Origin of the sequence: Danxiaibacter flavus (assembly GCF_041060425.1) — a bacterium.
Taxonomy (GTDB): Bacteria; Bacteroidota; Bacteroidia; order Chitinophagales; family Chitinophagaceae; genus Danxiaibacter; species Danxiaibacter flavus.
This window is the reverse complement of record NZ_JAULBC010000004.1, coordinates 471,606-497,072: the sequence shown is the minus strand read 5'-3', so window position 1 is coordinate 497,072 and position 25,467 is coordinate 471,606. Positions and strand designations below refer to the sequence as shown.

The 25,467-nt window shown below is 41.0% G+C and carries 14 protein-coding genes; 5 read left to right on the top strand and 9 right to left on the bottom strand.

The window, feature by feature from the left end; all coding sequences use genetic code 11:
• Positions 1-6 precede the first annotated feature (6 nt).
• The 5 genes from QTN47_RS14720 to QTN47_RS14700 all read right to left on the bottom strand — a co-directional run bounded on the left by QTN47_RS14720 (position 7) and on the right by QTN47_RS14700 (position 6,147).
• Positions 7-1,386, bottom strand: a complete 1,380-nt coding sequence (locus QTN47_RS14720) for a magnesium transporter (RefSeq protein WP_369330150.1) — start codon at positions 1,384-1,386, stop codon at positions 7-9.
• A gap of 21 nt (positions 1,387-1,407) precedes the next feature.
• Positions 1,408-2,457, bottom strand: a complete 1,050-nt coding sequence (locus QTN47_RS14715) for an RND family efflux transporter (RefSeq protein WP_369330149.1) — start codon at positions 2,455-2,457, stop codon at positions 1,408-1,410.
• 31 nt (positions 2,458-2,488) lie between these two features.
• Positions 2,489-3,739, bottom strand: coding sequence for a TolC family protein (locus QTN47_RS14710; protein ID WP_369330148.1), 1,251 nt, complete (start codon positions 3,737-3,739; stop codon positions 2,489-2,491).
• Between the two features lie 279 nt (positions 3,740-4,018).
• A complete protein-coding gene (locus QTN47_RS14705) occupies positions 4,019-5,386 on the bottom strand; it encodes a sensor histidine kinase (protein WP_369330147.1) in 1,368 nt (455 codons plus the stop codon).
• A gap of 68 nt (positions 5,387-5,454) precedes the next feature.
• On the bottom strand, positions 5,455-6,147 hold the full coding sequence (locus tag QTN47_RS14700) for a response regulator transcription factor (protein WP_369330146.1): 693 nt from the start codon (positions 6,145-6,147) through the stop codon (positions 5,455-5,457).
• A 415-nt stretch (positions 6,148-6,562) separates the two neighbouring features.
• Between QTN47_RS14700 and QTN47_RS14695 the strand changes: the two genes are divergently transcribed.
• Positions 6,563-7,009 (top strand): hypothetical protein, encoded by a 447-nt coding sequence (locus QTN47_RS14695; protein ID WP_369330145.1) that lies wholly within the window; start codon positions 6,563-6,565, stop codon positions 7,007-7,009.
• A gap of 9 nt (positions 7,010-7,018) precedes the next feature.
• Here the strand turns inward: QTN47_RS14695 and QTN47_RS14690 are convergent, their stop codons facing one another.
• A complete protein-coding gene (locus QTN47_RS14690) occupies positions 7,019-8,806 on the bottom strand; it encodes an AMP-dependent synthetase/ligase (protein WP_369330144.1) in 1,788 nt (595 codons plus the stop codon).
• Positions 8,807-9,065: 259 nt separating this feature from the next.
• Between QTN47_RS14690 and holA the strand changes: the two genes are divergently transcribed.
• Positions 9,066-10,064 carry a DNA polymerase III subunit delta gene (gene holA, locus QTN47_RS14685; protein ID WP_369330143.1) on the top strand — a complete coding sequence of 333 codons (999 nt, stop codon included), beginning with the start codon at positions 9,066-9,068 and terminating at the stop codon, positions 10,062-10,064.
• Between the two features lie 11 nt (positions 10,065-10,075).
• Here holA and QTN47_RS14680 read toward each other — a convergent pair whose 3' ends face one another.
• The 3 genes from QTN47_RS14680 to QTN47_RS14670 all read right to left on the bottom strand — a co-directional run bounded on the left by QTN47_RS14680 (position 10,076) and on the right by QTN47_RS14670 (position 16,156).
• A complete protein-coding gene (locus QTN47_RS14680) occupies positions 10,076-11,035 on the bottom strand; it encodes a bifunctional riboflavin kinase/FAD synthetase (protein WP_369330142.1) in 960 nt (319 codons plus the stop codon).
• Positions 11,036-11,261: 226 nt separating this feature from the next.
• Positions 11,262-12,881 carry a RagB/SusD family nutrient uptake outer membrane protein gene (locus tag QTN47_RS14675; protein WP_369330141.1) on the bottom strand — a complete coding sequence of 540 codons (1,620 nt, stop codon included), beginning with the start codon at positions 12,879-12,881 and terminating at the stop codon, positions 11,262-11,264.
• A gap of 20 nt (positions 12,882-12,901) precedes the next feature.
• Positions 12,902-16,156 (bottom strand): SusC/RagA family TonB-linked outer membrane protein, encoded by a 3,255-nt coding sequence (locus QTN47_RS14670; protein ID WP_369330140.1) that lies wholly within the window; start codon positions 16,154-16,156, stop codon positions 12,902-12,904.
• A gap of 351 nt (positions 16,157-16,507) precedes the next feature.
• On the opposite strand from QTN47_RS14670, the gene QTN47_RS14665 reads away from it, so the two are divergent.
• The 3 genes from QTN47_RS14665 (at position 16,508) to QTN47_RS14655 (ending at position 25,458) form a co-directional block, all read left to right on the top strand.
• The gene (locus QTN47_RS14665; RefSeq protein WP_369330139.1) at positions 16,508-17,680 is read left to right on the top strand and encodes an AIR synthase related protein; all 1,173 of its coding nucleotides are present in this window, start codon (positions 16,508-16,510) and stop codon (positions 17,678-17,680) included.
• Positions 17,681-17,900: 220 nt separating this feature from the next.
• Positions 17,901-20,717, top strand: coding sequence for a PKD domain-containing protein (locus QTN47_RS14660; protein ID WP_369330138.1), 2,817 nt, complete (start codon positions 17,901-17,903; stop codon positions 20,715-20,717).
• A gap of 181 nt (positions 20,718-20,898) precedes the next feature.
• Positions 20,899-25,458, top strand: a complete 4,560-nt coding sequence (locus QTN47_RS14655; RefSeq protein WP_369330137.1) for a PKD domain-containing protein — start codon at positions 20,899-20,901, stop codon at positions 25,456-25,458.
• Positions 25,459-25,467: the final 9 nt, after the last annotated feature.

Below are 25,467 nucleotides of genomic sequence, written 5' to 3'. Positions count from 1 at the left end.
GGAGATTTATGGAAATGATTGATCAATCAGATTGTTTGTTATAAAAAAATATAGCGCTATTCCGGCTATGTCGGTAGCCACATTAACCAGTGGTGCAGACACCAGCGGATACCGGAGTTTGAATTTGTTTGCGAGCAGCGGAAGCATTGTGCCGATAACAGAACCGGCAAGAACTACAGATGCGAGCGATGCAGATATGCCAAATGCAACAGTGCTCCAATGACCTGCGTCGTACAATACACCCAGTTGATTACAGATCGTAATGAATGCAAAGCAGATTGCGCCAAGTATTAAAGCACAAATAACGGCGGTTGCAAATTCTTTCCGGAAGAACCGCCACCTGCTTGAATTATTATACCCAGCTGACGAAAATGTTCCGCTGACGAGTGAAGCAGATTGTGTGCCTGCATTACCTCCGCCGGCCAGTATTATCGGAATAAAAAGCAGGAATAACAAAGACCGGTTCAACACACTTTTGCTTAACGAAAACAATATAAGCGAGCACGCTTCGAGAATAAAAAGGGCAAGCAACCATAGTACTTTCTTTCTTACCAATGTTGTGATGGTTGTTTGAGCATGGGAAAGTGACAACGGTGCAACTCCGCCAAAACATTGAAGCTTTGTCGCTGCCGCTTCCTCCTCCGCACGCTCTACGTTATCCAGGGCTACGGCGCCTATCAGTACCTGTTTTTCATCAACCACAGGTAACATGGTGCAGTTGTATTCCCTGAACAAAGCGAGGGCCGTTGTTTTAGTGTATGTTACATGAAGCACCACAACTGAATCATCAATTACCTCTTCTACATGTTTTGACGGATCGGTCATTAATATTCTTCTCGCGGGGATATCTCCGAGAAACCTGCCTTTTGCATCAACCACATAAACTATATCGGCCGTCCTGTCATCTTTATAATTATTCCTGATAAGTTCATTGGCTTCTCCGATGGTGATGTTTTTGGTAATTGTTATACAGGAGGTATTTGTGCATCTTGCAATGCTGTTTTGTGGGTAAGCCAACAAAGCAATAACAGAAGCTTTGTTTTTTGTGTTTAAGAGATCGATGTTTTCCTGCAATTCTGTTTGTTGCAGCCGCGAGAAAAAAATGATGCGATCGTCTGCATTTATTTCATTGAGCAGGTGTGCTGCTTTTGTTGGAGTAACACGCTGTATTATTTTTTGCTGCAACAGAAAGCTAAGCAGAGGAAACGTTTTTACCTGGTGAAAAACCGGCAGTACATGAAAAGTATCGAAGGCTTTTTGCTCCGGCAATGAAGCAAGCAATTGCGCCAGCTCTGTGGCATGCACATAACGTGCGTTTTCCACATAGTTGGTTAAGGCGCTGAAATTGCCTTTGATAATTTTTTCTTTGAAGTTTTTCGGATGCATATTTTTTGCCGCTGTTATGTATTAATAACCGAAGCTTAATCCTTTCAATTGCATAACACCTTTTATCGCAACGCTATCACCGTTCTGAACACCATTGTAAACGATGAACCTTTCGCCCACCTGGGATCCCGCATTTACTTCCTTCCTAATAAATTCTGTTGGAGATTTCTTTACAAACACATAATTCTTTGCCTGCACTGTAACAAGAGAGTTTTTACTTACACTTATCTGCGTGCCTTCACTAATACCGAAATAAACAGTTGCGAACATGCCGGCTTTAAATTTACCGGTTGCATTATTTAATATAATGCGCAGCTTTACCATGCGTGTGGTTGCATCAATCATGTCTGCTATATCATCAATCTTTCCTGTAAATTTTTCGTTCGGGAATGAGGTAAATACAATAGAACATTCACTTCCTTCTTTAATCCTGCTTAACTCACTTTCGGGAATGTCACAAACGATGTATGCGGTGCCGGGAGCTGCTCTGCGCAATTCAAGCGGATTGAAGCCACCCGTTTTCAGTTTTGATTCGTATTCAGTAATCGCTGTTTTTGCGTTAACAATTTCGCTTTGTGTTACGGTAAGATCCGTTTCTGCACTCATCAGATCAACTTGTGCATCTGCAACGTCCTTACCGGTTCCCGCGCCATGTGCAGCCAGATCTTTAAAACGATCCACTTCAATTTTTTTCTTTTCTATGATGGCTTTCTTTTGCTGAATAACCGCGTTCTTTTGCTGAATGCTTACAAGGCTTTGCAGCAATGCTGTATATGAAGTTGACAGGTCCGGATTTTCAAACAGCACAATGTTTTGCGCTGCGCCTTCCTGTGATGTTGTTACAGTTGCTGATACCTTTGCCGGCGCTATCATTCCGGACGTAAGAGAAGAGCTGCCAATGGTTTCTGTTGCAAAAAAATCTGCCTGCGATGCCGTTGGGAAAGCAATACTTGATCCGTCCGCAGAAACTTTCGGAGTAGTATTTTCTATCGCCACAGGTTTTTGCTCTTTGCTGCTGCAAGAAGAAAGTATGACGATAAGTGAACAACTGTATAAAAGAATACGTTTCATGCGTTTATTTTTTATTCGTAGTTGGTTGATGTTATTGCGCTAACTGGTTAATCAATCCGGTTGCATACAGAAGTTTTATATAGCTTTCTCTAAACTGCTGCATGTTATTATAATAGTCGTGTTGTGTGTCCAGCCATGACCTTTGTGCTTCAAGAAAATCGACGATTGTTGTGCCTCCATGCAGGTAAGCGTATTTAACGTTGGATAAAATTTGTTCAGCTTTTTGTTGAATTGCCTTGAATTTTTCCAGGTTCATCTTTTGCAACACATAACTGCTGTAGGAGGTGCCCAGCTCAGTGTTGATCTGCTTTTGCAGCAATGCGAGATTCTGCTGTGCCTGATCTTTAATAATGCCTGATTTTTTTCTTTCTCCCTGGTTACGGCTGAAAATCGGAATTTCAATTGTCCCGAAAAATCCGACGTATGGAATGGTGTTTTGGGGGTTATAGATCACACCAAGTTCCGGCACAGGTGTAGCAAGCGATTTTTGTAATTTAATGTTGGCATTTGCGACATCAATTGTTGACTTCAATGATTGTACATCACTTCTGTTGGCAAGTGCCTGCTGCAGAAGACTATCGGCATCTTCAGGTATACTTGTTATAAACTTGATGGAAGTATCCACACCTATATCTTCCTGCACGCCCATGATCAGCTTCAAATTAGCCAGCTCATTCTTATAGTTTTGCTCAGCATTTTTTATTTGCAACTCATATTGATTGGCTAAAAGCTGCGTTCTCATTAACTCTGTTTCGGAAATTACCTGGTTTTTAAGGCGCAATTGGTTGGTGCTAACAAGGCTGTCCACATTGGCTTTGGCAATGATGATCATATCCCACTGCTTACGTGCGGTCCACACATCAAGCCACTTTAATGCAACGTCCTGGAACAGGTTTCTTTGGGTTTCGGTGAATAGTTTTTCGGAAAGTTTTACACTTTGGTTGGCAACTTCAATTTTGTTTTTGCGGACAGGAGGTAACTGAAATGGCTTGGTTAGCTGCCACCAGATCTGTCGGTTCTCGCCATTGTACCATTTGGTGTCAGCAGGGAACTTAGAGGAGTTAACAAGTTGCAGCGACTGATTATTAAGTACCGGGTTGGGACGAAGCTTCGCAGTAATAACATCACTCTGTGCTATGTTGATATTTAATTCCGCTGATTTTAATGTTGGATTGTTTTCCCTTGCCGTTTGCAGGGCTTTTTGCAGGCTGTAGCTTGTTTGCGCATACATTGTATTGACGCAAATGCCGGCAATAAGGGTAAAAAGTATTTTAATCTGCATTGCTTAATTGTTTAATTCTGCATATAAGTCGCACGAGCATTAAAACAATAACAAAAGTACTTTGATATGCCTGGGAGAGCCGTTAGAAATGTTTTAGAATGTTATTAGAAAGTTATTAGAGAAGTGAGAAGTTGTAGGTTATACGTTGTACGTTTAAGACCATTTTAGATCATCACGATTGTCAGTTAAATGTATTTGGATGAATCTTCGTGAGGGGCCGCGACCATACCTTCGCTACCATAGACGTACAACGTACAACTTATAACCTACAACTCGACATCACACATGCGGCAACTCAATCGTAAACGTCGTACCCTTATTCACTTCAGAGCTCACGTAGATCTCTCCCTTATGTAAATGGATGATCCTGTTGCAAAGGGACATGCCGATGCCATAGCCTTCTGCATATTTTTTGTTTTTGCCACGATAGAAAGGAGTGAATATTTTCGAAATATCTTCTTCGGCAATGCCTATTCCGTTGTCTGAAATACGGACTACAGTTTTGTCTTTATAATAGTTGATGATAACATTGCAGGATTTGTCTCCGGAAAATTTGCACCCGTTTTCCATTAGGTTCATAAAGGCAACTTTTAGTAAGTATTCATTGCCATGGATAGAGATGAAGTCATCGTTCTCTATTTCCTTTTCAAAGGAAAGGTTTATTTTGTAATCTTTATTTGAAGTAATGATATCGTGCCGTGCATCAAGCAGAATTTCGTCAAGACGCACATCTCTCAACGTAATATTTATTTCATCATAATTTGCCTTGGCGAGGTTTAGAAGCCCATTTATCAATCGCACAAGTTTTTGCGCATCGTTTCTTAGCAGATTGATCACATGCTTGTATTCCTCTTCGCTTCTGTCTTTTGCTGCAGCAAGATCAAGCTCTCCTATCATTGCGGCCAATGGCGTTCTCAATTCGTGCGATATGTTGGACACAAAATCTTTTTGTGCATTAAAAGATCTTTCAAGCCTGTTAAGCATTTGGTTAAAGGTAACAGCCAGTTCGGCAATTTCGTCTTTGCCATTGCCTTCATTAACACGCAGGTCAAGGTTGGTGACCGTTATCTCGTTAACATTGTCAACAAGGTTCGACACGGGTTGTAGTGCCTGCTTTGAAAAAAATCTGCCTGCAATAAAAATGATCACAATGGCAGATATCAAAGCTGTTATCAAGGTGAATCTCAGGTTTGCAAGTTTTGCCAGTCCCGGCTTGTCTTTGGCTGCGGCTGTAATAATATAATTCTTTCCTCCGTGTGTATATAAAAAGCCAACTATTTGAAGGTTATTAGCCTCAAACATTATTTCTTTTTTTTTGAGGATTTCATCAATCATAGAACGCGTTTCCTTTACCTTATCAATCTCCGCAGCATCGTGATAAATGAGGTTAAAGTCAGTATCATAAATCGCCATCTCATCCTGGAACAAAACGTCATTTGAGCTTTTGTAAATTACCTGTAATGTGGATGAGTCAACTTTTGTATCAAACAATAAGTTTGCTTTTGTAATGGCCTGCTGATGAATACGCCTGTAATATTCGTCTTTTCTGTATTGGTCATAAGTGTAGTAAACAAATAATGCGAATGCAATCATGAGTGCCGCAATCATTGCGGTAAAGAGTAGTGTAAGTTTATTTCTTATTTTCATTGCCGGTGTTGGCGTTCATTAATAGAATTCATTACTTTGGAAATATAGCAATGCCAGGTGTTTCCTGACTATGTCATTTGCTTGCTGCTTTGAAAAATAAATCCCATGCCCGTTTTTGTATGGATCAATTTATCATCAAAATCTTTATCAATTTTTTTCCTCAGATAATTAATATATACATCTATAAAGTTGGTTCCCGTATCGAAAGTTGTTTCCCAAACCTGCTCTGCAATTTCAACGCGTGAAAGTACGCGCCCGCTGTTTTGCATCATATATTCAAGCAGGCGAAATTCTTTTGGGGTCAGGTCTATTGGTGTGTTACCACGTTTTACCGTTTTTGTTTGAATGTTCATTTCCAGGTCGGCAACTTTCAATACAAAACCTTTTCCCTGTGCCTGGCTACCTTTTCGCTTGAGTAATTCTCTTATACGTACATGCAATTCACGAAAATCAAACGGTTTTACCAGGTAGTCATTTGCTCCGGCATCAAACCCTTCTATCTTGTCATCAGTAGTTCCCAATGCAGTAAGCATGATAATAGGAATATCCGGCAGCGCCTGTCTTATTTCCTTGCACAAATCAATGCCGTTTATTTTGGGAAGAATGATATCTGTTATAATGAGATCGTAATCGTTATTTAGCGCAAGTTTCCTGCCCATTTCACCATCATATGCCACAGTGGTCGAATAACCTTGTTCGTCCAGTCCGCGTTTAATCAAATCTGCCACACGCTGATCATCTTCAATAATTAAAATATGCATAGTACAGTTTGCATAAAAGTAGTGAATGGAAAATTATTAATAAAAATGCGTAACTCCCGGACGGACAAACTATAACACGATTTGTTGGAGAAGATAGTGTGCTTTGTGAAAAATTTTATGAAGTACTGTGATTTTTCGCTGTATTTATTTACCCCGGCTAAACAACCTTTGAGTCTCAAAACAAGCGATTGGGACTGCATTTTAAAAAATGTGGTTGCTTATATAAAATATAAGGGTTTCTGCTGATTATCCGTGTTATCTTTTTTAACGGACTGGCATTTATGTTGTGAATAATTTTTCAGAACCCATGCAACAAAAATCTGTCTTAATTGTCTTATATTTATAACACGCCCCTCCTGTGAAAGATTTTGTTCGTCCTGTGGAGCCGACGAAGCCAGAATTAAATACTTTTTATATGGAGACGACCCCGCCCAACATCTATCTATCTGAAAAAATCCTGCGGTTGCAGAAGGCAATGTTTTACAATTGCAGCGGCTTACATGCAAAATTGCCTGTAAGTATAGTTGAACCTTTTTCTATTGAAAAGGATAAGGTAATATGGTTCAATCTTGACCGTTTACCAGTTACTGATATTGACTACGACTTTTTTGCGGGAGAACTATTTTTTTATAAAAAAGGTGAATCCTATAATATTATTGCAGAAGGAGTGGCGGAAATTAAATGCTTTGATTCAATGTGTATAAAGTTTACCATTACAAAGCTTCACTATTCTCCGCTTGTTGAACGGGAGCCGAAACCATCCTTCTACAATAAATTATTACCTATGCTTAAGGTAATTCCCGGCATAGGCTTTTATTACAAAAGTCGCATGAGTTTAAGGCGCGCATTTCATTTATTTTAGACTGCCGGTTCAGGAATAAATTTTATCGATTTCATTCCTGAACTTTTCCATTATTACTTTGCGTTTGATGCTCAGTTTAGGCGTCATTTCCCCGGTGTCAATGCCCCATTCTTTTGGTAGCAATTCAAATTTCTTAACTTGTTCTACATGGTTGAAAAAGCCATTGTAACTGTTAACAATGTCTCTAAATAACTGAATTACTTTTGGGTTTTTAATCGCGTCTTCGTTGCTGGTATAAGGGAGGCTATTTTCTACATACCATTTTTTTATCATAGAAAACGAAGGGACAATCAGTGCACCTACAAACTTCTTCTCTGCACCTACTACGATAACCTGTTCAATATACGGGCTTTCTTTTAGCTTGTTTTCTACTGGTTGCGGAGCTACATATTTTCCTCCGCTGGTTTTGAACAACTCTTTTTTTCTGTCGGTGATTTTCAGGAATTTATTGTTTACCCAAACGCCAATGTCCCCGGTATGTAACCACCCGTCTATTAACACTTCTTCAGTAAGATCAGGGCGTTTATAATAACCCTTCATTACGGAAGGGCCCTTTACGCAAATCTCGCCATCTTCGGCAAGTCTAACTTCAATGCCATCAATTGGAGGTCCCGTAGTGCCGTACATAGTGTTCCCGGCTGGCAGCTTGCGGTTTACGCTTATAACCGGACTGTTTTCAGTAGGTCCATAGCCTTCGTACACAGGTATTTGCGCTGCATTAAATATGCGTAATAATTTTTCCTGGCAGGCTGCGCCTCCGGTTACAATAAAGCTGATATTACCCCCCAGTGCTTCCCGCCACTTGCTAAAAACAATTTTGTTAGCCAGTTGCAACTGAACGTTATACCAAAAGCCGCCGTCGATATTGTTATCATATTTTTCTCCCAGCCTTACCGACCAGAAGAATAGCTTTTTCTTAATGCCAGTTAATTCGCGGCCCTTTTCCATTACTTTTTCAAAAACTTTTTCAAGCAATCTTGGAACAGTGCAGAACCCGTCCGGTTTAATTTCCTTGAGATTTTCCGCTATCGTTTCCATTCCTTCTGCGTAGTAAATGCTTATACCGCTAAAGATGTAGATATAGCTTACCATCTTTTCAAAAATGTGATTCAGTGGAAGAAAACTCAATATTTTTTGTTGCGGTGCATCTTCAAACGGAAAGCTTTCTTTTGACAGAAAAGCATTGCTCACAATATTTTTGTGTGTGAGCATAACGCCTTTTGGCGTACCGGTTGTTCCCGATGTGTAGATGATGGTTGCAAGATGTTCCCAGTCAATTTTTTGCTTTATTTGTTCCACCTCGTTTAGAGCAGTTTCATCGGCCAGATCGAGAATTGTTTTATAATTATCAGAGCCATCAATTTCATCGAAAGTATAGATGTTTTTAAGTGAGGGAACGCCGCTACTGATGCTTTTTACTTTGTCCAGCAGATCTTTGTTGCTTACAAAAATGTATTTGACAGAGGCATCATTCAAAATAAATTGCAGCTCAATAGGATTGGTTGTAGGATAAATAGGAACAAGGATCGCCCCGGTTTGCTGTACTGCCATATCTGTAAGTAACCATTCCGGCCTGTTGCCGCTAATAATGGCTATCTTATCTGAGTTTTCTGCCGAAAAATCGTTTGCAGCCACTCCCAATCGCAGAAGACCAGCACTAAATCTATTCACAATCTCTTTTACCTGTTGAGTGCTGTTAGGTTTCCATTCTCCGTTTACTTTAGAAGTCAGCATATCACTTTTAGGAAACTTGTTCAACTGGTATTCAATCGCATCAAATAATCTGTATGGTGTCATTGTCAGCATTCGTTAATTAAAAAAGCCTTTTACTTTAAATATATAATAAAAACGCACGCGCATAGATAAAATAAAATCCGAATGTAATAATTAGTGTTATTTTAAGGAAAAGCAAATCCAGCTGTCAGCTATTAGCTATCAGCCGTCAGGTGGAGGCATGAGGCATGAGGTGTAAGGCGTAAGGACACAAACCTCAAACCTCACACCTGATACCTCATGCCTCACACCTTACATCGCACATAACAACTATATTTGCCGCATGTCTGCGGAAAAAATTTTAGCTGATTGGAAGAAGCAATCGTTTAAGCCGGTTTACTGGTTGGAAGGAGAGGAGTCCTATTTTATTGACCGCGTTGTTGACTACGCCGAACATCATATTTTATCAGAGAGCGAAGCGGGGTTTAATCTTACTGTTTTTTACGGACGCGATGCAGACTGGGCTTCTGTGGTAAATGCGTGCCGCCGTTACCCGATGTTTGCCGAGCGCCAGGTTGTTCTGCTCAAAGAAGCGCAGCAAATGCGTGATATTGAAAAACTGGAACCTTATATTGAAAATCCGCAGCCATCAACAGTTTTCGTTGTAAGTTATAAAGAGAAAAAGCTGGATGCCCGCACCAAATTTGCCAAGCAGGTTCAAAAGCATGGCGAAATGCTTACAACAAAAAAATTATACGATAATCAGTTGCCTGATTGGACGAACCAAATGGTTCAACAACACGGCCTTTCCATCAATCAGAAAGCACTGGCTCTGTTGGTTGACCATATCGGCAACGATTTAAGCCGCTTGCAGAATGAGGTAGAAAAACTGGCCGTTAACCTTGGGGCAAGAAAAGATATAAACGAGGATGATATTGAAGAATACATTGGCTTTAGTAAAGAGTTTAATGTGTTTGAATTGCAGGATGCTGTGGCAAAAAAAGACATGGCTAAGGCAATCAGGATTATTCAATACTTTAAAGCCAACCCTAAAGCCGCGCCGATTCAGCTGATATTACCTACCATCTACGGATTTTTTAGTAAAGTATATGCTGCTTTCGGGATGGACAACAAAAGCGAGCAGGCGTTGATTCCTGTATTCAACAGAAACCCCTTTGCCGCAAGAACAGGTATGCAGGCAATGCAGACTTATGGATACAGCGGAGTTGAAAGAATATTGCTGTTACTTCATCAATATAACCTGAGAAGTATTGGTATTGGCGACGCAGGAACGGAAGATGCTGATCTGATGAAAGAGTTGATTGTAAAGATTATGACGTAGCGCTTGTGGCTTTATTTTCCACTTAGTTCCCCGAGCGCGTGTATTTTATCTTTGGCCAGTTGTTCTTTTAATGCATCCAGTCCGTTGAATTTAACCTCGCCACGTAAATATTTTTTTACATAGACGCGAAGCATCTGCCCGTAAATGTCCTTGTCGAAATCAAAAATGTTTACCTCGATTGTGCGTTTCTTTCCGTCAACAGTCGGACGGTTGCCAATATTCATCATGGCCTGGTAAATAGTGCCGGATCTGTAAACGGGTGCAGCGTCATTGGGTATCAGCGTTACTTCTACTGCATATACACCATTACCGGGTACCAGTTTTTCTTCATTTTCAATCATCAGGTTGGCTGTAGGATAGCCGATTGTTCTTCCTAACTGGTTGCCTTTTATTACTGTCCCTTCAAAAAAATAATCATAGCCGAGATAACTGTCAGCAGTCGTAATATCGTTGTGAAGCAGCGCTGTGCGTATGCGTGTGGAGCTTATGGTAACATTGTTTAATACATGTTCCGGAATCTCTTTTACTTCAAAACCAAATACTTTTCCATTGTTCTCCAAAAGGTGATAATCTCCTTTACGTCCTTTGCCAAACCGGTGGTCGTAGCCTATGATCACCGTATGAGGTTGGAATTTTGCCACCAGGAAGTCACGGATGTATTCTTTGGGCGTTTGTGCGGCAAAGGCTTCTGTAAAAGGAACAACAACCAGATGGTCGATACCATGCGCCTCAAGAAGCGCGATTTTTTCGTTTAAGGTAGTGAGAATGTGAATATTGTGATGCGTTCCAACAATCATGCGGGGATGCGGATGGAAAGTGATGATCACCGTTTCGCCCTTTATGGCTGCGGCTTCAGTCTTTAATTGTGCTATAATTTGCTGATGGCCAAGATGCACGCCATCGAAAGTACCGATGGTGACAACAGCATTCTTAAACTTAGGCAAAAGATCCAAATCGCGATGTACCTGCATAATTGTGGCGCAAAACTAAGAGAAACTGTTGCAATCGTGGATGAAAATTTGAATATTAGCTTTAGCCAGTCGGTTGGGTTCATTAAAAAGTACGAATTACGATGTACGAAGTACTTAATTTAAAGCATCCTCATTTTGCGCGGCTTCCTGAAAACGCAGGATTTATTTTGGTATAAAAAAACGCCGTTAGCAAAAACTAACGGCGTTTTTATTAGTAAAGACTGGATTATTGTCCCTGGAAGGGGTTTTGATCGGCAGCAGTCAGTGCTTTATTATTGGCAAACTCCATTTGGGGAATCTGGCATATAAAGCGGTAATCGTTTGAAGGAATTGTACCAACCGGGTTTGCAGAAGATGCGTTATAACCATCAAGGAACGATACACCCCAGGTATAGTGACCTTCTACATATGAAGGCGTCTGGCATTTGCGGATCAATGGTTTTTGTAAGCGCAACAAATCATATATGCCGGTAACGCCCTCACATAAAAGCTCTTTGCGTCTTTCAACATAAATGGCTTCCAGCAGGTCTTTACCGCTGGCGTTGGTCAAATTTTTAACGTTGCGTGCTTTTTGCAGATTGTTCAAATAAGTCAACCCATTTCCATTGTTTAATTGTGCAGAAGCTTCTGCCATAATCAACAACATCTCTGCACCGCGCATTAATGTCACCTCGGGACGCGTATTGCTTTGTACTGCACCGCCGCCGTCACCATAATGTTTATACTTATCATAAGCCCATTTGGTATTGATTTCGGCGCTTGCATTGTTGGTGCGTTTCCAGAACTGGTACCTGTCATCTGTTTTTTCAAAAAGCTGTTCAAATTCACCATCTGCGAACAGATTAAGAAAGCTGTAGATAGGCCCATCTGAATATCCTTCACCATAAGAAGCATCCTGGTTGTACCAAAAGTTAAACTGAGTTTCGCCGCCTAAATTATCCGTGCTGGTAAATGGTACGGCCCATGCTACTTCTGCATAGTTATTGGTAATGGCATCATCAAAACCGCTTCTGAACTGGTCACGTGTCATTAGCTGGTTGTATTGGCTATAAACGGTTGTGGCTTCGGCCAATGCATTTGTCCAGTCATTCATTACAAGGTAAACGCGGGCAAGAATACCTGATACAATTGTTTTATCAATTGTCCATTTGTTGCTGCGTGTAAATTTGGCCAGGCTCTCTTTAGCTCCTTTTAAATCGCTTAGAATTTGTTGATAGCATTCTTCAACCGTAGCGCGCGGCAAACTATTGTCCTGTGTTGAAGATGTACGCAAAATAACACCTGGCTTGTTTTTAGCCAGCATGTAGGTCTGCTGGTAATTTTGAATTAAGTGAAAGTAACACAAGCCACGAATAGCGAGCGCCTGTCCTTTAATTTGATCTTTAAAATCAGCTTCACCCGTAGCCGCATCAATATTATCCAGTATGATATTTGCCTGGTTAATTGAAAGATACATTGACTGCCAGATAGCGCTTGCATTACCGGTAAACTGTGTTTTAACCGGATCGTATTTGTAAGTTGTTACGGGGTTGTAACCCATGTTCGTATGGCTCAATATATCTGCGCCTCCAATGTCAACATACATCTGTAAACCAGTTAAGCCTGCATAAACACCATCGCCACCAGGTAAATTTTGTGGACCAGCATTTTCACTGCCTTGTATGTTAAAAAATAACTCCCGGTATGTAGAAGTGAGAACCATATTTAAATTGGTGGCACTCGCCTCCGCCATTTCATCAGAAATTGCCGTTGATGAATTTGTATCCATTACTTTAGTACAAGCCGTAAAAGAAATGGCTGTAATAAGCATGGCTATAAATCGAAATGATCTTATATTCTTTTGCATCTTGAATTCGCTTTAATTGGTTATAACGAAATTTGTACTCCGCCCATATATACTCTCCTTGAACCAGGATAGCCGTTATCCGTTACGCTATTGCCATTATAGTTATTACCAGTAACACCTGTTTCCGGATCAGAGTAACGTTGTTTGGCGCTTCCAAAAGTTAGCAGGTTATCGCCTGATACATATATTCTCAATTTGGAGATGCCTGCTCTTTGTAACCATTGTTTGGGGAATGTATAACCAATGCTAAGGTTTCTTAATCTTATGTAATCATTATTGAATATCCAGAAGTTGGTTGGTTTGCGCGTGCTTGAATAATCATCATCAGACCATCGTGGCAGTAACGCGTTATCACCTGGTTTTCTCCATCTGTCTCCAACTAAATCCTGTATTACGCCAACGCCACCACGTAAGGTTACGCGCTCCATATAGGTATAGTCAAACATTTTTGATCCATAAGAATAGTAGAACATGAACGAACCATCAAATCCCTTGTACTGAAAGCTGTTGGTAATTGATCCGTAACCTTTTGGAAGTGCTGAGCCCTGCCATGTATAATCATTGGCAGTTACCTTGCTGAAGTTGTCAGTTGTTACTTTTTTGCCGGACGCATCAGTAATCCAATAAAGAGCGCTGCCTGTTTGGGGATCTACACCTGCTGAGCTGGGCATATAGAATTCATAACGGGAATGACCTTTTTCCATTCTGTAGGAAGCAACTCTTTCAGTGTAAAGAAATGGATCTCCGGGCAGGTAGGTTATCTTGTTGGTTAAAGAAGACCAGTTGGCGTCAATACTCCATCTGAAATCAGATGTATTGATAGCTGTTGCTCCAAGTGTAATTTCAAAACCACGGTTCGAGATATCGCCCAGGTTCGTATTAAAGCCGATTGCTGAACCGACCTGGCTGGACAATGGAGCTCGCTGATAATATAATAGATCTTTTGATTTACGTTCATAGTATTCAACAGTACCATTCAGGAAATGGAATAATTTGAAATCTACTGCAGCGTTAAACTGCGCATTTTTTTCCCATTTAAGATTAGGCGTAGGAACAGTTGCAGGTTTTAAACCCGGCATGTTGTACATGTTGTCATTCTCATAAGTGCCCTGGTAAGCATAGTACATCATGTCGCCTTGTGGACTCAGGAGTTTATCGTTACCGGATGTACCGTAGCTGGCTCTTAGTGACATATAATCTATCCACCTGGTATTTTTCATGAAAGCTTCCTGTGATAATTTCCATGAAGCACCAGCAGAGAAGAAATTACCCCAACGGTTTGTTTTTGAAAACTTGGAAGAGCCATCGCTTCTAACGCTGGCGGATACAAAGTATTTATCCATAAATCCATAGTCTACTTTACCTAAAAAGCTTAACAGGCCATACACGTTTCTATAAGAAGTGTTTGACCAGTTTTTGGTGGTTGCTGCAAGCTCATACTGGCCTAACTGCATAATGCCTTCCCCGTAAGCGGAATTATATAAGTCCCTGTAAGAATATAATTCCTGACCGGCCAATACACTTAGTGAATTGTTGCCGAATCTTTTGTCATACGTTAACAAGTTATTCCACGTAAGGGAAGTGATTCGGTCATTGTCACGTGAAGCAGTTCCGCCGTTGGTTTTAACAGTAACACCATAAGGCGCCAGCTGATCGCCGCCGTGCACAGCTGAGCCGTAACTTATATTTTGCAACAGGTTATCATCAATGCTGATGTTGGTTTTGAATTTAATATCGAACGGCAATTTTGCGCTGGCATAAAAGCGTGAAGAAAGCATACTTCCTACAACGTTATTGAAGTCAAAATCATTTGGGTTATTCCAATAATCCCCAGATCCCGACAATGGTTGCGCGCCGAAGAAATTATTTATATAAGATCCGTAATCAAGCATTCTGATGCCTGTTTTTTCTGAATAAACCCAATCAGTATTGTCCTGGTTTCTTAACCACGGAGAAGCCATCGTGGATGAAAATACCAGTGCACGGATAAAGCCGGACGTGTTTTGGCGGGAATTGCTGTATGCCATATTACCACCAACTTCCAGCCAGTTGTTTACCTGGGTAGAAATATTGGCGCGAAAGCCATAACGTTTGTAATACTGCGAAAGTCCGTAGCCTTTATCGTCTAAATAAGAGCTTGAAAAAAAGTAATTGGTTTTACCATCTTTACTGGCACCGCTTACATCCATGCTATAATCCTGGCGAAGTTTACGGCTATATACAGCGCCATAAGCATCATAGTCTGACGGGTTCCACGCCATCTTCAAATCCGGATTAATTTCACCTGTTGTTAAAACATAATCTTCGTCTATGTATTTAAAAGGCGACACATAAATGGCTTTTCCGTTGGAATCAAATGTTTTCTTTAATAGTCTTGGCAATACATTGTCAGTTGCGAATTGCCTGGCAAACGCATCCGTCTGACCATATTTATAGAACTGATCATTATACAGGCCCTCCCAGGTATTGGTTAATTGCTGGTAGGGATTGGCTTTTGTAGGATTTTTTACAGCAAGATCAGATGTACCTAAAGCACTTCTAAAATTAATTCTGGGCTGACCAGCTTTACCCTTTTTAGTGGTGATTACAATTACGCCGTTAGCCGCACGTGACCCATATAAAGAAGCTGCAGCAGCATCTTTTAAAACTGTCATAGACTCAATGTCGCTGGGCGATATGGAAGTCAGCTTACCATCATACGGCATACCATCAACTACATACAGCGGGTTAGATGATGCGCTCATAGAACCAATTCCACGTATTTGAATACGAGTGTCCCCACCAGGATTCCCTTCATTATTTACCACGTTTACGCCGGCGCTCATACCCTGTAACGTTTCGGCTAATCCAGAGCCGGAGATCTTACTTATTTTTTCTGAATTAATGGTAACGGCAGAACCGGTATAAGTAGATTTTTTCGCTGTACCATATGCAACAACCAGCACCTCGTCCAATTTATTGGTTTGGTCCTGCAGAACAACGTCTATTACAGCGCGGCCATTTATCAGCTCTTCTTTTTCAACAAATCCCGTTGAAGAAAATACTAATGTCTGATCTGACGAGTTAGTCGACAGGGTGACTGAATAAGTACCATCCTGTGCGGTAAAAGTTCCTTTTTTAGTTTCTTTGACAATAACATTGGCCCATGAAACCGGTTCTCCTTTTGAGTTGGTCACTTTTCCCCGAACAGTAGTTTGCTGGGCATGTAAAAGGGAAACGCTAAAACATGCAATCAGCCACACAAACAAGTGTTTGTGGAGGTTCAATTTTCTCATAATTTGACTTTAATCTAGCGGTTAAAAAAACGGTACGTTGTACCCGAATTGAAAGGAATAGCAACCTCATAATTCGTTAGTAGTTAGCGTACCAGTGGCAACTTCAAATTTATCTGGTTTTAACTTTTTTTAAAGCTATTTTTAATATTTACGCAAACGATTGATTACCGGGTTATGCGGAATAATTTCTAAAAATGCCAGCGAATTTTGCAACAAATAGTAATAACTGATTATATGAGTAGGCAATAGTCACTAGATAACCTTTAGCCATGTAAGTGTAAATCCGTACCGTGACCTTACAGCCGATTAATATTTGAATTGTACATTTGCACCAATTCAACTAAAAAATAGATGTCATTATACGCACAACGAGGTGTTTCTGCACAAAAAGAAGAAGTTCATGCGGCTATTAAAAAGCTGGACCAGGGTTTATATGAACATGCATTTTGTAAGATGTATCCGGATTTCATAGGGCAGGACAATGATTTTGTAAATATTATGCATGCCGACGGTGCAGGCACCAAAAGCATTCTTGCTTATTTGTACTGGAAAGAAACAGGCGATATTTCCGTATGGAAAGGAATTGCCCAGGATGCTGTGGCCATGAACCTTGATGATCTGCTGTGTGTGGGCGTGTGTGATAATCTGCTTTTTTCTTCAACTATTGATAGAAATAAAACGATCATTCCCGGTGAAGTATTGGAACAAGTGATTAACGGTACACAGGAGTTTTTTGATGAATTGAAAAAATACGGTGTAAACATTCAGTATCTCGGCGGCGAAACAGCAGATGTGGGAGATGTGGTAAGAACAATTGCTGTAAATGGAACCATGATGGCACGCTGGCCCAAAAGCAAAGTGATCACCAATAACAATATAAAAGCAGGCAACGTTATTGTGGGTTTCGCAAGTGCCGGACAAACAACGTATGAAACTGCTTACAACAGCGGGATTGGAAGCAACGGCTTAACCAGCGCTCGTCATGATGTGCTGAATAAATATTATGGCGATAATTTCCCTGAAACATTCGAACCCTCTTTAAATAAGAATGTAGTTTACATTGGCAAAAACAGGATGACCGATGCCGCCGGTGTTCCGGGTTTTGCTGATATTAATATTGGCAAATTAATTCTGAGCCCAACACGTACATATGCACCTTTAATGAAAGCCTTGCTGGATAATTATTTTGATGACATAGATGGCGTAATCCATTGCAGTGGAGGTGGCCAGACAAAATGCATGAAATATCTCCCCGCTTCTCTGAAAGTTGTTAAGGATAATTTGTTTGAGGCTCCTCCTGTGTTTAAACTTATACAGGCAAATTCTGGAGCTGATGACAAGGAGATGTACCAGGTGTTTAACATGGGGCACAGACTCGAAATTTTCACCAATGAAAAAGCTGCGGAAAAAATGATTGAAATTGCTTCATCATTTAAAATCGAGGCTAAAATAATCGGACGTGTTGAAACATCAACTGAAAAAAAATTACAGCTTACTGTAAATAGCAATATAATAGAGTACTAAATAATTTTATTTCTTCAATATAAAAATGCTGGCCAAACGCCGGCATTTTTTGTGTAATAACGGCATTTTAATGTATATGTTATAAAAGAAATGTTATTTTTAATACTCAATCTCCACTTATTTATTCCTCCCTCTGAGAAATTCTGATCCAATATTTAATTGAGAAAAAAATGTCCCCGATTGCATTTTGCCTGAATCATTTTTAAAATGATAAAGTCTAATGAAGAAACTTTACGTCAGCAAAGTTCATATGCCATTTTTTCTCATATTGATAGCTGCTTTTTCCATAAGAACAGCAGCACAGACTTTTACTCCTGTAACCGCACGCATTACCAAGCATATCGGTGGCTATTGGGAATATTTACCGCATGGATATGATTCGTCATCTCCCAAAAAATATCCGCTGCTGCTTTACTTTCATGGAATAGGAGAAATAGGCAATGGCGATTTTTACGATTTGAAAAAGTTGTTGAAAAATGATATTCCCAGGCTGATTGCATACAAAAAATTTCCTGATTCATTCATTGTAAATAAAGACACTTTTCAATTTGTGATCATTTGCCCGCAACTTTCTGTTTCCGGGAGAACATGGACAGAAATTGATGATTTTGTTGATAGTGTTGTTTCGCGCTATAACATAGACCAAAGCAGAATGTACATCATGGGGCTCAGTTATGGAGGGGGCACTGCAATGTTTTATTGCACCGATTCTACTATGGGAAGCAACCGGTTTGCCGCATTTGCCACTGCTTCGCAAAACCTGGTAGTAAGGGATGTTCCTTTAAAAAATCTCATGCAAACCGAATTGCCGATCTGGTTTGCAGTAAATAAAGGAGACCACGTAGTTCTTCCAAGTACCACAACTGATTGGGTAGACCGCATTAAAAAAACAGCTTATCAGCCACAACCGTTGCTTGATATATTTGATACAAGCGGTCACGATGCATGGTCACATATGTTTAGTCCGAAATTTCGACCCCGGGGACTGAATATTTATGAATGGATGCTGCAGTATCGGCGGCAGATTGACTCTTTACATCCCAGTATAACTGCACCTGATACAGTTTATCTTCCTGTCAACTCGATTGTGCTTAACGGAAGCTCGTCAACCGGGGGGCGCATTATGCCAATAGCTTCTTATGAATGGCAATATGTTAATGGCCCGGGCCACCCATCATTTCAAAGCCAGGCAACGCCAATAACATCTGTGCAAAATCTGCTTCCTGGTTTATATACTTTTAGACTGACAGTTAAAAACAGTTCGGGCACAATGTTCAGTACAAACAAACGTGTGGTTGTGGTGAGAAATATGCTGCCCGTTGCAGTTGTCTCTGCTGACTCGTTAATCACTTTACCTGTTGATTCGGTTAGTCTTAACGGAACTTCATCGCATGATAGTGATGGATATATTGTTTCGTATGCATGGCAACAGGTTTCCGGACCTAAAGCGTATGACAATGTAAAAGATGTCTCAGGGCCCGTTCTGCATCTGCAGCGTCTGGTTGAAGGCTCGTATAGTTTTGCACTTACGGTAACAGATAACCGGAAAGAAACTGCTTCTGATACTTTTAGTTTTAAAGTGCTGCCGCCTGTGAAGCCAATACCTGTTATTACAGGGGATACAGCAATTACTTTACCTGTTGATTCATTAACACTTAGCGGAACGTCATCTTTCAACACAGTCGGTAATATTACTTCATATAACTGGCAATACATATCGGGGCCATTCAGTTATACATTTGGCGGCGGGACGAATGAGCAATTAAAACTGCATCATTTGGTGGAGGGTAGTTACACCTTTACATTAACAGTGGGAAACTCAGGAGGAGGCTTTGCTTCCGATACATTTAGATTTGTCGTGCATCCGCCAAAACCGCCAGTTAAACCGGTTGCAATTATCAAAGGCGATACACTTGTTACGTTGCCTGTGGATTCAATTGTGTTGAGTGGCAATGCGTCGTTCGATACCGTTGCAGCCATTACATCTTATAAATGGCAATATGTTGCAGGTCCTCAAAGCTTTGGCATAAGCGATTCTTCCAAATCATCGGTAAATATCAATCGTCTTGTTGTGGGCATGTATGTTATTTCGCTAACTGTCATGAATTCCCAGGGCGGATCTTCAACTGACACTTTCAGTTTTTTGGTTAGACCAGATAGTCTGCCAGCACAAAAGAAACCAGTTGCAATCATCCAGGGAGATACGCTTGTTAACTTGCCTGCTGATTCCGTGAGGCTTACCGGTTTGTCTTCTTATGATCTGAGCGGCAATATCCGTAAGTACTTGTGGAAGTTTATTTCCGGACCAACGGAACTAAGTATTGTAGATTCACTTAGCCCATCCATCACACTTCATAATCTTAGTACGGGCATTTATACGATTAGCTTAACGGTGACGAACGATCTCGGAAAGATAGCACAAGATACATTCAGGTTTGACGTTTCCCGCTCCTACCAAACAAATCCACCGGTCGCTGTAATTTTTGGTAGTTCTACAATTGTGCTGCCGGTTAATTCACTGTCTTTGGATGGAAGATATTCATATTCCTCCGGCGACAGTATCACATCTTACAAATGGCAATATGTTTCTGGTCCACAAGGTTTTTCCGTTTCCGATACTACACTTCCTGATTTAACCATTCAGAATCTTAGTGAAGGTGCATATGTTTTCAAACTGATTGTATACAATTCCCATGGTGTTTCCGCTGCGGACAGCATTAACTTTTTGGTACTCCGAAAGCAGGGTGGTGGCGACCCCGGTATGCCCTCTTTGCAAATTGTAACAAAGCCAGGTTTAACGCTTGCACCTGTACCGGCTAATTCATACCTTGGCGTATACCTCAATGATAGCACGACCGGTAAACTAAGCATCCGTATAGTAGATATGAATGGCAGGATTGTTGTGCGTAAAGAAAATGAGACTAAAGCAACTGCCAGCTGGAAAACGATTATGAATGTTGCAAACCTTGCTACTGGTTCTTATTTTGTGGAAGTGATAGTAGGAAAAGAGTTTTTTAGAGGAAGATTTATTAAGTAGAAAGCTCAGCATCAACCTCTGAAAGAAACCCATTTAATTAAGTATTAGTGAAAAAGGCATATAAGAATCCGGGAAGGATATACCGCCAAAATCAGGAGAACAATGTATTTTTCAGGCAGCTTAATTAAGGAATAGCCCTAAAGGCTTTGAATGGTGATCGCAGAATGCTAAAAAATGCTGCATGTACACGTCTCATTTTAATAAGGCCGGAATTGTTCTAATGCTGTTGTTGGCTTGGAGCGGAATGCTATTTGCGCAGACCAACACACCCATAACCACACCCGTAACAAAACATATAAACGGTTATTGGGAATATCTACCTGCAGGTTATCATTCTTCCGCTGAAAAATATCCACTGATTATATTCTTCCATGGAATTGATGAGGTAGGCGATGGCTCGCAGCATGCCCTTAAAAAAGTGCCGAAAAATGCGATACCTAAATTAATCAAGGAAAAAAAATTTCCGGAAACCATTACTGTTGGTGGTAAAAAATTTTCATTTATTGTTATTTGTCCTCAGCTCACCGTGATTGGCCGGAGTGCTGTTGAAATTGACGAGCTCATTGATTACATGGTTCGTAAATACCGGGTAGATGAATCCCGCATATATCTCACAGGCATTAGCCTTGGCGGAGGTACGTGCATGTATTACGCAGGAAGTTCACGTACTTATGCCGGGAGAGTAGCAGCGATGGTAACAGCTTCTCAAAATCAGAATGTTACAGGTAATGGCGGCCAGAATGTGGCTTCAACCAATCTGCCATTATGGATGACACATAACAGATACGATCGCAAAATTTCTGTAAAATATACGCTTGGTTGGTACGACTATCTCACTTCTTATAAGCCGGCGATGGATCCTCAGCCCATTATGAATATTTTTGAACAGTCCGGGCACGATGCATGGTCCACAACATTTAATCCTGATTGGCGTCCAAACGGCCTGAACGTTTATGAATGGATGTTGCAATATACAAGAGGCGGCGAGCGGCCGCCACCCTCAGATGTAAAAGTGCATCCTGTAATCAAAGCCCCGGATACTGTAATTCTCAATCGTAAAGATCCTATACTGTTGGATGGCTCAGGGTCATATTCGGATGATCAGTCACGGCTGTTTTATAAATGGGAATATGTATCCGGACCGGGCGGGTTTAATATTACCAATCCAAATGATGACAAAACTTATTTCTATGTAAGGCAAGCAGGGCAATATGTGGTGAAGTTAACAGTTTACAATAACCGGGGCATTTCAGCTTCCCTGACAAAAACGTTAACTGTTATTGAGAGAGTACAACCTGTTGCAATAATTAAGAATGATCCGGTAATTGAATTGCCGGATAACTCAATTGTTTTGGACGCCAGCTCTTCGTATGACCGCTTTGGAAAAATAGTTGCCTTCAATTGGCAATATATTTCAGGCCCTCAGGGATTTTCAGCTTCCAATAGAAAGCAGTCTTCTTTAACGTTGGAAAAGCTCTCTGCAGGAACGTACCAATTCGCGGTTGTTGTAACCAATGATGCCGGCTTAAAAGATACCGCAATTACTTCGTTCAGGGTTGTAAATACACCACCAACAAGAACGCCTCCTGTGGCTGTTGTAAAAAATGATGCGGTTGTTGTTCTTCCTAAAGATTCCATATTGCTGGATGCCAGCGCATCACACGACAAGACGGGGAAAATCAATTTATTTCAATGGTGGTATGTATCAGGTCCGTCCGGATTTATACTGACGAACAACAAGGCGCCTTCCGTTATGGTTAAAGAATTGGTTCCGGGATCCTACCGGTTTGGTGTCGCAGTTACCAATGATGCCGGCCTGAAAGATACCGCCATTGCAAGCTTTATCGTCAGAAGCGCTCCACCGGTTAAGAAGCCACCTGTTGCTGTTGTGAAAAACGATGCGGTGATCGTTTTGCCCAAAGATTCAATACTGCTGGATGCAAGCAGTTCTTATGATAGTGCCGGAAAGATCAGTTCTTATGAATGGCGATACGTTTCAGGGCCCTGGGGCTTTACGATGAGCAATAACAAACAGTCTTCCGTAATGATTAGTCATCTTTCCGCCGGAAGCTACCGGTTTGGAGTGATCGTAGCCAATGATGTGGGACTGAAGGACACAGCGATAACAAGCTTTATCGTGAAGCCGGCTCCGGAAATTAGGAAACCTCCTGTTGCGATAATTAAAAATGAAGGAGTGATCGTTCTGCCTCAGGATTCTATTAAACTTGATGCAAGTGCCTCCTATGATAGTTCAGGAAAGATCAGCACTTATGAATGGAAATATATTTCAGGTCCGTCAGGATATACCATGAGCAACAATAAATTGCCATCTCTGATGATTGACAATCTTGTTGCGGGAAGCTATAAATTCAGCGTGATTGTAACGAACAATTTGGGTTTAAAAGATACCGCTGTTTCCGGCTTTGTGGTGAAAGAAGCTCCCCAGGAAACTACGCCGCCCATAGCTGTTGTAACCAATGACCTGATCGTTCTTTTACCGAAGGATTCGACAATATTGGACGCCAGTGCTTCTTATGATAAGGCAGGCAGGATAAGCAGTTTTGAATGGCGTTATATCTCCGGTCCAACGGGCTTTACAATTGTCAATGACAGGCTACCTGTCATTGAAATTAAAAATCTCACTGAAGGTTTTTACCGCTTTGGTGTAATTATAACCAATGGTGCAGGCCTAAAGGATACAGGCTTCGCAAGGTTCTCTGTAAAAAATCCACAGCAGGAAAAAACGCCTCCGGTTGCCGTTATAAATAATGAGGCACTTGTTATACTGCCTAAAAACTATATTACCCTGGATGCAAGCTCATCATATGATTCTACCGGAACGATAAAGTCCTATGAATGGCGCTATGTTTTTGGACCAAAAGGTTTTACTGTTTCAGATAGTAGTCAGCCAACATTGTCCATCGATGGCCTAAGCGTCGGTTCATATCGTTTTGGTGTAATTGTAACGGACAATACGGGGTTAAAAGATACAGCCATAACTAACTTTGTTGTAAAGAATGGGCCTAAACGTCCAACACCACCGGTCGCCATTATAAAGAATGAATCAGTGATTGTTTTGCCGAAAGATTCAATTGTACTCGATGCCGGCTTTTCTTATGACAGTTCAGGAAGTATCGCCGGCTATGATTGGCGGTACGTATTCGGTCCTCAGGGTTTTACTGCCAGTGTTGATCGCCAGACACTAACGTTAAAGAAATTATCGGTGGGTTCATACAGGTTTGGTGTAATTGTGCGGAACAGCATAGGGTTGAAAGATACAGCCATCACAAACTTTGTTGTTAAAAATGAAGGAGCAAATATTCTTCCTGTTGCCATCATAAGGGCACCATCCGTTATTACGCTTCCGCAGCAAACGGTAACGCTTGATGGCTCGGCTTCATTTGATGAAGACGGAAAAATAGAATCGTATCTATGGCAATATGTTTCCGGGCCGGCGCGATTTAATGCGGATGACAATTCTAGTCCTGCGTGGTCCTTGAGTAATCTATCCGAAGGCTTGTACGTTTTCAGATTAACAGTGAAGGATGACCAGGGAGGAGTTGCAACAGCTACTGATACTTTGCAGGTTAGTGCCGCACCGGTAGCAAACCGAGGGCCTGTTGCAGTCATCAAAGCAGCATCAGAAGTAATGTTGCCGGATAATTCTATTAATCTTGACGGAACTTCCTCTTATGATCCGGATGGTCATATCAAGTCTTATGTCTGGAGATTTGTTTCGGGACCTCCGGAGTTTAAAATGCAGGGGACAACCCAGGCTGAAATAAGTATAAGTGATCTTGTTGATGGAGAATATTCATTCATGCTGATTGTAACAGATGACAAGAACAATACCGATTCAGCTCTTTTTAGTTTTGTGGTGAAACCTGCACTGGGTAATGCATCGCCTTTCGCTATCGTCAAGGCGCCCTCCGTTATAACGTTGCCCGACAACTCAATAGAACTGGATGGCTCTGCATCTTATGATCCGGACGGAAGTATACATACGTATCAGTGGTTGTATATTTCGGGTCCATCAGGCTATTCTGCTAAAGGGTTGGATAAACCTGAGCTCACGATAAATAACCTTACGGAGGGCAATTACAAATTCAGATTCTCAGTAACAGATAACGCCGGCAGCATTGCTGATACTGTTGTCAACTTTATTGTGAAACAGCAAACCGTAAATATTGCGCCCATAGCAATCATAGAGGGCGATTCTGTATATACTTTACCGCTTTCTGTGATAGGATTAAATGGAGGTGCTTCATATGATCCTGATGGTACCATCAGGGCGTATAGCTGGCGCCTGTTAAACGCTCCGTCCGGGGTAGCGCTGTATAATAGCTCCAGCTCTGAAATCCATGTATCCGGATTGGCTGCCGGATCCTACAAACTTGAATTGCGCGTGACAGATAATAAAGGACAATCAGCAACATCAACATTTAGCTTTAAAGTAAAAGATAGAATGTCTCACACCGAAGTGCCGGATATGTTTGTGCTTGCTCCTGTTCCTGCAATAAGCACATTAAATGTGCGGTTGTCTAACGATGAAAAAGGTAAGCTGACAGTTCGTGTGACAGATTTTAACGGCAAGATTGTCTTCCTGAAAAACTATGATAAACAAACGGTTAATTGGCAACAAACAATCGATGTAGCCAATTATGCTTCCGGAGTTTACTTTGTTGATGTTTATATTGGTAAAATCTCTTTAACGCGCAGATTTATAAAGGGCGGTAAATAAAGATTGAAA